Origin of the sequence: Nocardia sp. NPDC023852 (genome assembly GCF_040639505.1) — a bacterium.
Classification (GTDB): domain Bacteria; phylum Actinomycetota; class Actinomycetes; order Mycobacteriales; family Mycobacteriaceae; genus Nocardia.
In genome coordinates, this window is the sequence record NZ_JBFAAB010000007.1 from 219,233 (window position 1) to 229,638 (window position 10,406).

The 10,406-nt window shown below is 64.0% G+C and carries 11 protein-coding genes; 4 read left to right on the forward strand and 7 right to left on the reverse strand.

Annotated elements, in window-relative coordinates; all coding sequences use genetic code 11:
* Both AB0H00_RS14335 and AB0H00_RS14340 read right to left on the reverse strand, forming a co-directional pair.
* Positions 1-660, reverse strand: coding sequence for a YbaB/EbfC family nucleoid-associated protein (locus tag AB0H00_RS14335; protein ID WP_357265725.1), 660 nt, complete (start codon positions 658-660; stop codon positions 1-3).
* Between the two features lie 87 nt (positions 661-747).
* Positions 748-1,071, reverse strand: coding sequence for a hypothetical protein (locus AB0H00_RS14340; protein WP_357265727.1), 324 nt, complete (start codon positions 1,069-1,071; stop codon positions 748-750).
* Positions 1,072-1,371: 300 nt separating this feature from the next.
* Between AB0H00_RS14340 and AB0H00_RS14345 the strand changes: the two genes are divergently transcribed.
* A complete protein-coding gene (locus tag AB0H00_RS14345; RefSeq protein WP_357265729.1) occupies positions 1,372-2,895 on the forward strand; it encodes a hypothetical protein in 1,524 nt (507 codons plus the stop codon).
* Between the two features lie 182 nt (positions 2,896-3,077).
* On the opposite strand, the gene AB0H00_RS14350 is transcribed toward AB0H00_RS14345, so the two are convergent.
* The 3 genes from AB0H00_RS14350 to AB0H00_RS14360 all read right to left on the reverse strand — a co-directional run bounded on the left by AB0H00_RS14350 (position 3,078) and on the right by AB0H00_RS14360 (position 4,250).
* Positions 3,078-3,485, reverse strand: a complete 408-nt coding sequence (locus tag AB0H00_RS14350; protein WP_357265731.1) for a PIN domain-containing protein — start codon at positions 3,483-3,485, stop codon at positions 3,078-3,080.
* Positions 3,485-3,739, reverse strand: a complete 255-nt coding sequence (locus tag AB0H00_RS14355) for an AbrB/MazE/SpoVT family DNA-binding domain-containing protein (protein ID WP_357265733.1) — start codon at positions 3,737-3,739, stop codon at positions 3,485-3,487. The genes AB0H00_RS14350 and AB0H00_RS14355 overlap by 1 nt, the downstream gene beginning before the upstream one ends.
* Positions 3,740-4,067: 328 nt before the next feature.
* Positions 4,068-4,250 carry a hypothetical protein gene (locus AB0H00_RS14360; RefSeq protein ID WP_357265735.1) on the reverse strand — a complete coding sequence of 61 codons (183 nt, stop codon included), beginning with the start codon at positions 4,248-4,250 and terminating at the stop codon, positions 4,068-4,070.
* A 29-nt stretch (positions 4,251-4,279) separates the two neighbouring features.
* Here AB0H00_RS14360 and AB0H00_RS14365 point away from each other — a divergent pair, with 29 nt between their 5' ends.
* From AB0H00_RS14365 to AB0H00_RS14375, 3 genes are all read left to right on the forward strand, one after another.
* On the forward strand, positions 4,280-4,678 hold the full coding sequence (locus AB0H00_RS14365; RefSeq protein ID WP_357265737.1) for a hypothetical protein: 399 nt from the start codon (positions 4,280-4,282) through the stop codon (positions 4,676-4,678).
* A gap of 297 nt (positions 4,679-4,975) precedes the next feature.
* Positions 4,976-7,018, forward strand: a complete 2,043-nt coding sequence (locus AB0H00_RS14370; RefSeq protein ID WP_357265739.1) for a hypothetical protein — start codon at positions 4,976-4,978, stop codon at positions 7,016-7,018.
* Entirely contained in the window at positions 7,018-7,800 is a 783-nt protein-coding gene (locus tag AB0H00_RS14375) for an ESX secretion-associated protein EspG (RefSeq protein ID WP_357265741.1), read from the forward strand. Before AB0H00_RS14370 ends, AB0H00_RS14375 begins: the two co-directional genes overlap by 1 nt.
* Before the next feature lie 272 nt (positions 7,801-8,072).
* Here the strand turns inward: AB0H00_RS14375 and AB0H00_RS14380 are convergent, their stop codons facing one another.
* Complete coding sequence (locus AB0H00_RS14380) at positions 8,073-9,626, reverse strand: hypothetical protein (RefSeq protein ID WP_357265743.1); 1,554 nt, start codon at positions 9,624-9,626, stop codon at positions 8,073-8,075.
* A gap of 147 nt (positions 9,627-9,773) precedes the next feature.
* Positions 9,774-10,406 (reverse strand): hypothetical protein (locus AB0H00_RS14385; protein ID WP_357265745.1); only part of this gene is annotated, 633 nt, incomplete at its 5' end.

A 10,406-nucleotide genomic window follows, 5' to 3' on the forward strand; every position in this document is an offset into this window, starting at 1 on the left:
CTACCCCCAGCCGCGATCCGAGACCTCAGAGCTCTCCGCATCACCGGCTATGTGCCCGTTGTCGACAGCATCCGCGAACCACGATCCCTCGTCCAGGTCCGCAGCAACCACGGACGTGCTCGGCTCGGGCAAATCGACCGCATCCGCGATCCGCAGCTCCGGAGCTTCGTCATCCGGGTGTGCGGCTACCGGCGAAGCATGGTTCGACTCGGGCGGCGTGCTGTCCCAGATCTCTTCACCGGTTTCGGTATTCGTCCGTGCACCCGTCACCGACGGCCTCGATACGGCACCGCCCTCGATGTCGGGCAGCCCCTCGATCAGCTCCGAAAGCTTCGGCATCCGAGCCCGGTGCTCGTTCAGCGGCTCGAACAGCTCACCGCCGCGGCGAGTCACCTCCGCCACTGCCTGCTGCGCGGCGGAGACAACCGCCGCCGCGATCTCGTCATAACTGAGCTGCTTGATGTCGGCGGAGAACCGGAGATCGGTCAGATGGCCGTCGGCATCGACCGTCACCGTGACCCGCTTATCCTGTGTCGCCGCACTGGCGGTCAGCTCGGCGCGCTGTTGCGCGACATCGGTGACATGTCGCAACTGATCCTGCAGTTCGCCCAGCATCGCCTCCATGCCGGACCCGTTGCCCTTGGCGCGCCCATTCCACATCTGAAATCCCTCAACCGATCTCGAATCCGCACTGCCCAATGGCCGTGCGTCTACCTCATCACCCCTGTGTCCAGCCGAATCTCAGCGTCAGTCGAACCCCCACGCCGACGCTTCTTCGGCCTGTTCCAACATGTTGACTATGTCGAGTTCCGCATCACGAACCACCACGGCTGACTGATGCACGCCGTCAGTCGCCTCCACCGTGGCGTTCCCGCTCTCCTCGACCCCCGGCTCACCGTTGCTGCCCCCGAGAAATTGTTCGGCGGGCTTGCCAGTACCACAGGCCTCGGGCAGCCGCCCCAATATGTCTTTCAGGCGCGCACCGAAGGACGCGATCCCATCGCACACCTCGTCGCCGTACGAAGCCGCATCCCGTAGCGCATCGAGGTCGACCTCGATCCGTTCTTCCATGACAAACCTCCGCATTTGCCGACCGCACAGGTATCTACCCCAATGCTTGCACAGTGGGCTCGAATTCATATCTAAAGGGAATGTCAAATCTCACACCCGCCGGGCTTAGTCCCGAATCGCGCGCCCTACATCAAGGGACCGTAAAATATTTTCCCCTACGATCGAATACGCACCCTCCGGCCGGACGTACCGCGACATTCCCAGTGAAATCCCCCTCCGCAGATTGGGCGGCCGAGACCCCGTCGGCGGTATTGTCGGACCGGCAGACGAAGAGAACCGCTATGTCCGAGGGGCGTAAAAGTGACAAATGGACAAGAGGAGAGCGGTCGAGGCGACCTGCCCCAGAATGACGCGGCGGAGTCGGAGCCCGCTCCGGATATCGCATTCAGCCTGCTGAACGACGACGCCCCGGCATCGGGTGCCGATGAAGCGGCGGACGGTATCCTCCGTCGCATTGTCGACGAACTGAACACCGCGGCGCCGAACGAATGGCAGCGACTGTACGCCGAGTTCGCTATCACGGTGTCGACCGAGACGGCGCAGGCAGTCTATTCCATCGATGACACCGAGGTCGCGGTGGCGGTACCGAAGTCGGCGCTGCGTGTGGTCCGCGAGCATCGAGAGATTGCCGCGGGCTCCAACAGTTCCGGCTCGAGCGCCGCGCCATGGTGGCGGATGCTGGTACACGCGACCTCCGACGGTTCGGTCGATGTCGATTACGACTACGGTGATCACCCTTTCCCGGACAGTCAGTTGTTCCCGCCCGCCGCGTATCGCGCCGACCTGGAAACCTATCCGCGCGAACGCCTGCCGGTATGGCTCGCGGCCTACATCGGACACGCGGACCGGCAGTCCCGCAGTCCTCAGCAGGCGGCGATCGCGGCTCGCGCCGATCGCCGCGCGGCAGTGTGGGCGACGGTGGCGGAGCATGAATTTCCGTCATTTCCCGTGATGTGGGCGCGGTGGGCGACGATCGCGGCCGGATTCGTCGCCACTGGTTCGGAGTTGGGGCCGCGAATGCTGCCCGCACTCGGCTGGTTCGAAAGTTCCCGGCGCAGCGGTTCCACGTTGTACGCACTGCCCGATGGCCGTGCCGTACTCTCCGGCGGGGTATGGGACGCGCCGACACTGGACGCCACCTACAACGACGGCAATGATATGCCGAAATTCTTTGCCGGAGCACCGGAATGGGTCGCCGATCCGGTGCTGAACCCGCGCATCGGCATGGGCCTGATGTCGTTCTGCTACTGGTGGGAGTCCGGCCGGTGGTACCGGGGCGAGTCACCCCCGGCATCCGAATGCGCCGCCGCCTTGCCCGGGGTGTGGTCGGCGGATACGGTCGCCGACATCCTGGCGCGAGTAGTCTCCAGCCAGCCGAGCAAGGCCCAGCTTCTGGCCGCCTCGACCCTGGTTTCGGCCGCGGAAGTGGGTGTCGTGACCCGCGAGACCATCCTGAATGCCTTCGGCCACAACAGTTCACTCGATATCGACGGCGCCCTCTTCCAGTTCCGGATGGCCGGCCTGGTCACCGCGGTACCGGAAACAATGCCCAAGCAACTGGCCATCGCCCGAGTGCGGCAGTACATCCTCGGCCTCGGCCTGGACACCACCGGCTACGCGCTGGGCGGCCTGGTCGCCGACCGGCTCAGCTGCGGCTGGATGGTGTCCGTGCCAGGACCACGCGGGGAGATCGCGGGCAGGCCGGCGATTTTCTACATCGCCGACGACGGGGTCCTCGAGCGGCCATCATCCTCGGTGCCGCCGGTGCAGTTCGTCGACGAGTTCGAGAAGCGGTTCCAGCACCGCCAACGATCGGAAGTATGAACGTTCCGAACCTGCCCGGACCGCCGCACACGGCGACGCCTCTCGATCGGGACGCGACAAGGATCCGATAAGCGAAGCCCAAGACCTCCGTGAACAAATCCATTGGAACTGGTGGCGCCTTCTCGCGTTTACCGCCATAGATTCCAGGTAATCACCTGTCCAGTCGGACGTGAGACACGGTCTCACATCGGGACAATTCGCACCGAGTCTGCTTGGGCAGCAAGTTTCTTGTCGAAGGTCCACAGCGGCTTCGCGTTCGACAGCTCCGCGTAGGTTGCCAGGCAGCAGTCCTCGAACGACAACTTCGGATGTGCGACGAACAACGGCAGCGCCTGTGCGTATAGCGCACGGTTGCCATCGATCTCCGTCAACGACATCAGACCTTCGATCGCTTCGGCAACTGCCTCGCGGCCGAATTCGTAATAGCGGCACAGGGCAAAGACAACCTCGATGACAGCTGTGTCGGCCACGGCGAAGGGCGCATCTGCGCCTGCGAGCAGATTTACTACCGCAGCATGCTGGTCGGGGACGTCGTTGAGCAGCAGCCGAAGCACAACATTGGCATCGAGCGAACCGGCCGACACGGGCATCAGCTCCGCAGCTCACGCTGGGACTGGTAGAACTGGTCAACGTTCAGCAAGGGGCGGGTACCCGGCTTGATATGACGGCTGATGCGCTCACTCAGCTCGCTGATGGTCGGCGGCTTGGTGAGAACGAGCTCGCCGGTGTCCTCATCCAGATGCGCGTGCAAAACACCCCCGGAGTCGGCCAAGCCAAGCCGACGGCGCATGGCAACGGGAAGGGTCGCCTGCCCCTTGCTGGTGACAGTAATGGTCGCATCCATGCCCATTACAATACCACTATCCATTACCTCAAGGCCAAGGTAATGGACTGCTGCGACACCCCGGCCGCAGGTCACCCCCGCCGTTGCTGCTTCGGCGCCAAGCATCCGCCCGGAGCCGAAGCAGCACCCTCGGACGCTCTCGCTCGGGCGCCACCCGCCAAGCCGAACTCTTCGGCGACGTCACAACCAGGACGCACCAGTGCCCACGCGTTGCGCCGAGTAGACCGGACCAGGAGGAAGTTGGCAGCGAGGCTTCGCGCTTCACCGCCATGGATTCCACGTGATCATCTGTCCAGTCGCGTGCCGCGTTCGTCCTTGATGGCGCGGACTATTGCGGCGAGTTCGGTGTTGATCGCTGCGGGCAGGCGGTCGGCGTCGGCCGGTGCCGCGATCGGGGGGTGCCGCGGGTGATCACATAGCGTCCGTCGTCGGCGAGGTCGCGCCACGCCAGTGCGCGCCTGGTGATGCCACGAGGGCCGAAACGCAATCTGCCCTGCTCGATCCCGATCATTCCCACCCGAGTCGCTGGCGTGCGCGGAAGTGGGTGTCGCGACCCGCGAGACCATCCTGAATGCCTTCGGCCACAACAGTTCACTCGATATCGACGGCGCCCTCTTCCAGTTCCGGATGGCCGGCCTGGTCACCGCGGTACCGGAAACAATGCCCAAGCAACTGGCCATCGCCCGAGTGCGGCAGTACATCCTCGGCCTCGGCCTGGACACCACCGGCTACGCGCTGGGCGGCCTGGTCGCCGACCGGCTCAGCTGCGGCTGGATGGTGTCCGTGCCAGGACCACGCGGGGAGATCGCGGGCAGGCCGGCGATTTTCTACATCGCCGACGACGGGGTCCTCGAGCGGCCATCATCCTCGGTGCCGCCGGTGCAGTTCGTCGACGAGTTCGAGAAGCGGTTCCAGCACCGCCAACGATCGGAAGTATGAACGTTCACCCGAACCTGCCCGGACCGCCGCACACGGCGACGCCTCTCGATCGGGACGCGATAACTGGTCCGGCCATACAGCGACAACACTGGAGCCTTGGACACAACCACCAGCGGCCGTTGCGGCGGGGCGGGCCCGCAGATCCTATCGGAGTGGTTCCGCCTCAACTGAGTGTAAATAACTGCGACCGTGGGGCCCCGGACGTTGACCGGGAGCCATTGATCAAGTGCGATGGGATCAGACGGTTGGCGACCCGGTATGTCCGAGGGGGCGCTGGGGTTATTAGGAGTGTGCAATATGCCTCCCCAGGAAGAGGCTGGAGAAGAGAGCGCGGGCGATTCCGGCACGGAGGTCACCTCCTGGTCGACGTTGAACGAGTACACGGACGCCGCCGAAGACCCGCTGCTCATCGACGACGGTATCGCCTTTACATGTGCGAATCTGTGTGCCGACTTCATCGAAGTGTTGAGGGGCATCAGGGATCAGCAAGACGTCGAGGGGGCGAGCTCGTATGTGGCGTACGCAAAGGATGCCGGGTACGGTGGCGCTCCGCTGCCTTCGCTGGAGACGCTCGACATGTATCTCACCAACCTGGGAACCAAACTGTACGACATAATCGGCAGCGAAGACAAAGAGGGCACTCAGCTGCATGATTTGAACAATTTGAAGGACCTTTTCATATCGGCCGGGAAGGCATACCCGGCAGCTGATGAAACCTCCGCATACGATTTCGACAGCATCAAATCGGGCGGCGCCGCCCCCTTGATAGATCGCACTCCGGGAAGCTGGGTTCCGACGAGTAGTCGGATCGACGAGCTACTACCCGAGGGCGAATCATTCGAATCTGTCTCGGACGATATCGGCCCAGATCATTCGAGGCAGAGTTACGAAACACTGTACAATTTGGGTGAGTTCATCCGGGGGATCGATCTGCCGTACCACTATGAGTCGAGAGCCATTCTCTGGTATCGGATGGGTGACACTCTCCGTGACAAGTCCACAGAATTCAAGAACGATCTCGTACTGGCCGCCGCCGACTCGTGGGAGGGGAAGGGAAAAGAAGCTGCAGAAACGGCCGTCGGCAATTTCAAGAAACAGCTGGAACCATTGTGGCGGGCGATGCATCAGGCTGGTCATGCGTACACTAACGCAGCTTATTGGCTCGATGAGACACAGAAGGTTATGCCACCCGATCCGGATAATCCTGCCGATCGGCTCTACACTAACAGTGAAATGACGAGTTTCGCCGCACAGGATCACACGGTAGAAATTCAATTTTCGAAAGTTTCCGATTCCGGCGGCGGCTACGTACCCGGATATACAGGTAGCATCACGGGCGGCCCCCATCATCTCAATAATGAGTCTCTCTACGAATTGGAAGACCCCACACCCGAATATCAGACCAATTACCGACAAACATACAAAGCCGGTTACGAGGATACAACCGAGTACTTTCCGAAACTTCCGGAGTATGCAAGCATTGCCGCGCCGGACGACACGTCAGCGACTGATACCACCGACGATCAGAACACCAAAGCGGGTGGTGGCGGTGCTGGTCTGAATGGCGGTCTCGACGGTTCGTCGCTGGACAACCAACGTGCGGCGCTGGATTCATATGCCGACAGCCTCGAGCAACAAGCTGCGGATCTGGACGACTATGCGAACGCGCTCGATCCTTATGGTGCCGACCCTGCCGCCGGGCTCTCGAACGGCATGGGCGCCGTCACCGACGCCCTGTCGACGGCGTCGAATGCGGCACAGAACGCACTGGGTGCGGCGAAGAATGCACTGCCCAGCGATCTGATGAAGCCGCCAGCCGCCGGCCTGCCGCCGACCTCGGCGGAGCTTGATGCGGCACGGAACTCGGTTGGCGGCATGGTCGGCGGTGGTGGTGTAGGTGGAGGGTCGTACGGCGCACCGAAGGCGCTGTCCGACCCGTCGCGGTTGTTTCCACGCGTGAACGCGGGCGCGACCATGGCCGGGTCGGCGGCTGCGATGCCGCGGGCCGGTGCTGCCCCGATGGCGGGTCAGGCGCCGATGGGCACGCCCGGCCCCGCGGGCGCGCCGGGTGCCGGTGCGCGTGGCGGTGGCCAGGAGAGCAAGCACGAGCGCCCGAAGTACCTGGATTCCGCGGAGCATCTCGATGAGGCACTGGGTGAGGCGCCCGACATGACCCGTGCGGTGGTGGGAGGGATACAGGCACGGCACATGACCGAACAGGCGCAACAGCCGGTGCCGCCGGAGCAGCAGCCGAATCGGCCGCGGATGCCGCGCTCGGACCCGTCGCGGGCGCCGCGTCCGGAGGAGCCGGTCATTGTGCGGCAGCCGGAGGCGCCCTGATGCACCGGAGCTGGACACTCACCGACGTCGAGTTCGTCATTGCCTGGGACCGCATGCGGGAACTGCGGCTGCCCGCGCCTTTCACCGCTCTCGTGCGTGATCTGGATTGGGACGAGCAACACGAAGAACGCCAAGCGTGGCTGGGGTTGCGGACTCGGTGGAGCAGCGGGCTCGATGAGGTGTTCGACATCGTAGCGAAGCCTGATTTGCGTATCATCGCGCACGGTTGGGATCAGCGCGCTCCCGCCGATCCGACGTCACATATCCGTCTCCATGCCGTACGGCGCGACGACCGAGGCTACCTCCTCGAACAGATTCCGGCCGAGACCACTTACGGCAGCGGCCGAGTCACAATCACCGAGTGTGATTGCTTTGCCCTGGCCGACGGGATCGCTACCCGTCTGCCGACAGAGGAGCGCGGGCGGTTCGACAATGTCGTGCTACCCCGCAGATCTACCGACGCGGAATTCGATGCCGAATTCGGTACGTCGATGGTGCGGGAATCGAAAGAAGCTCCGGTCGACCAGCATGGTGCCGAACTTCTGCGCAAACCGGTGGCACGCCAAGGTATCGTGGAGGTCCGGCAGGGAATAACGAGATTCGGTCCACGGAATCTGGCTCGACGTGGACTGCGGTGGCGCGATATCGCCGACGACGGACGCTATGTGATCACTCCTGGCAATCCGGCCATGGCAACTGGCGTCGACACGGCGCGGTTGGTTGGCTCGATAAATCGTGCTGTTGCCGACGTGATCCGTCTGATCAAGGACGAGCGGCGCTGATCGCGCGGCGATCACTCGGACTCCTCACTCCGCTGGCCTCCACACTTTCGATCGCCTGTGGCAACAACGTCATCGGCTGTCCGTTCGCGGCGTCCGAACCGGCTCCTGCCGCGGCATCCGCGGCCGCGCCAGGTATGCCGACTCGGCCCCCAGCGCGGGCCGACGCCGCGCACAGAGAACGCGGCGCGCGCACGCCGTCGGCCGCCGCGTTGCCGGAACCATTCCTGGAATTTCGGCACGAACCTGGTCGGCGGCGCATGAACACGGCGATCTTATCCCGTCGGCCGCTGACGTCGCCGGAACCGTTCCTGGAATCCCGACACGAATCTCGTCGGCGGCATCGATGACGAAGACGCTTCCAGCACACCGTCATCGGCGATATAGAAGATGGCACGGCCGATCGCGATCTCACCGCGCGGCACCGGCGCGAACACCATCCAGCCGCAGCTGAGCCGGTCGGCGACGAGTTCGTCCAGTGGGTAGCCGGTGGTATCCAGCCCGCGCCCGAGGATGTACTGGCGAACTCGGGCGATGGCCAGCTGCTGCGGCATCGGCTGCGGTGTGTCGGCCACCAGCCCGGCCATCCGGAACTGGAACAGCGCACCGTCAGCATCGTTGTCACCGAACGTCTTCGCGACGGTTTCCGGCGTCACCACGCCTACTTCGGCGGCCGACAGCAGAGTCGCCGCCGCCGACCGTTGCGCCGCGCCAGGTCGCCGCGAGATGAGCCGGGCGACAATGTCCACGCAGGTGTCGGCACTCCAGACGCCGGGTATCGCCGGGGCGCATTGCTCGGCCGGGGGCGATTCACCTCGGTACCACCGGCCCGCATCCCACCAGTAACAGAACGACATAAGGCCGACGCCAGCGCGCGGATTCAGCACCGGGTCGGCAACCCAGTCGGGGGCTCCGGCAAAGAAGTTCGGCATCTCGGCGTCACCGTTGTAGGTGTCCTCCAGCGCCGATGCGTTCCACACACCGCCCGAGAGCACCGCCCGGCCACCAGCGAGCGCGCAGAGGGTAGCGCCGCTGCGCCGCGAACTTTCGAACCCGCCCAGCGACAGCGACATTCGCGGCCCCCACGGCGACCGCGCCGCGACGAATGCCGCCGCGATCGTCGTCCACCGCGCCCACATCACCGGGAACGGCGGAAACTCGTTCTCCGCCAACGTCGACCACACCGCGGCCTCGCGGTCCGCCCGTGCCGCGGCGGCGGCCTGTTGCGGGCTGCGGGTCTGCCGCCCGCCGTGGCCGATGTAGGCCGCAAGCCACACCGGAAGGCGCGCACGCGGATACGCCGCCAGGTCGGCGCGATACGCCTCGGGCGCCAGCAACTGCTCGTCCGGAAACGGCTCGTCGCCGTAGTCGTAGTCGACATCGGCACGGCCCTCGGCGGTGAGCTGCAGCAGTAGTCGCCACCACGGACCGGTGAGCGAATCCGCCGCAACCTCTCGATGTTCGCGAACCAGCTCCAGCACCCGATTCGGCACATCCACCTCGACCTCGGCGTCGTCGGTGGCGCACACCGCCCGGGCACTACCGGCCGTGACGGTTATCGCGAACTCCGCGGTCAGCCGCTGCCATCCGACAGGCGCTACGCTGCGTAATTCATCGGCAATGCGGTCGATGGCATCCGCCGCACCGGCATCGGACGGTGATTCGGATTCCGCCTCGGCCACGTTGCCGACCACGGGACTACCGGGCACGCCATTGTGCACCGCGAAATCACCGGCATTCGCCGGTCCGCTCAATTGGGCGAGGGTGAACGCGATATCCGGAGTTTCATCTGCTATTTCCTCGGCATCTCGGCTGGCCTCGCCCGTCACACGTGAACCCTTTCATAAATTGCGCCCGATTTCCCTCGAGGGGAGGTAAAACTCATGCCCAGGGGAGGCTCGGCCGTGCACCGCCACTCATTCGAAACCACGGTGGCGGTGCCGCGGCTTATCACCGGAATCATCGGGAGACACACCTTAGAATCGTGGAATTGCCTTCGATGGGGTCAGCTTGACGTTGCCTGTCCAGTATTCGGAATGCGCCATGATCTGTAGTATTTCCGACGCTTTGTGGAGGTCGCCTGCGTTGGCGGCGGACAGATATTTCTGGCTGAGATGCGGCATGATGAACCTGTTCATCAGCAGGCCACGTTCCTGACTCCAGCCCTCGAACTCGGGAGGCAGCGGGTATTCCTTATTCGACTGTACAACGTTGCCCTGCCGATCTCGAGTGATCTGGCTGCCACTGGCGAGGGCTTCGATGCCTCTGATCTTGTCTCTCGTGGGGTTGTCGAAGTAGTCCTGGAGATAGGCCTGTTCTTCATGAGTGAGGGCGGTCCATGGCACACGGTCGATATAGCGCCGGTTTGCCAACCGGTGCGCGGTGTGCTGAAAGATAGCCATGTTCGCCGGTGTTTGACCCAGTTTGAGGAGCGACATCGAGGCCGCGGCCTCGCCGATGTACGCGTCACCGTCCCAGACGCTGGGGCCGAATTGCTCGCGGTAGTTGTAGGCTCGCATGGCTCCGACCATCATGTCTTTGTCCTTGAACCCGGCGTCCATCATGGAGGTGACGACGTCGCCCAGGGATCCGCCGCGGTTGATGACGCG

Excerpts from the sequence above, each read along its gene's own strand:
- AB0H00_RS14375 (WP_357265741.1), top strand. The coding sequence starts at position 7,018 with ATGCACCGGAGCTGGACACTCACCGACGTCGAGTTCGTCATTGCCTGG.
- AB0H00_RS14370 (WP_357265739.1), top strand. The coding sequence starts at position 4,976 with ATGCCTCCCCAGGAAGAGGCTGGAGAAGAGAGCGCGGGCGATTCCGGC.
- AB0H00_RS14350 (WP_357265731.1), bottom strand. The coding sequence starts at position 3,485 with ATGCCCGTGTCGGCCGGTTCGCTCGATGCCAATGTTGTGCTTCGGCTG.
- AB0H00_RS14360 (WP_357265735.1), bottom strand. The coding sequence starts at position 4,250 with ATGATCGGGATCGAGCAGGGCAGATTGCGTTTCGGCCCTCGTGGCATC.
- AB0H00_RS14355 (WP_357265733.1), bottom strand. The coding sequence starts at position 3,739 with ATGGATGCGACCATTACTGTCACCAGCAAGGGGCAGGCGACCCTTCCC.
- AB0H00_RS14335 (WP_357265725.1), bottom strand. The coding sequence starts at position 660 with ATGTGGAATGGGCGCGCCAAGGGCAACGGGTCCGGCATGGAGGCGATG.
- AB0H00_RS14340 (WP_357265727.1), bottom strand. The coding sequence starts at position 1,071 with ATGGAAGAACGGATCGAGGTCGACCTCGATGCGCTACGGGATGCGGCT.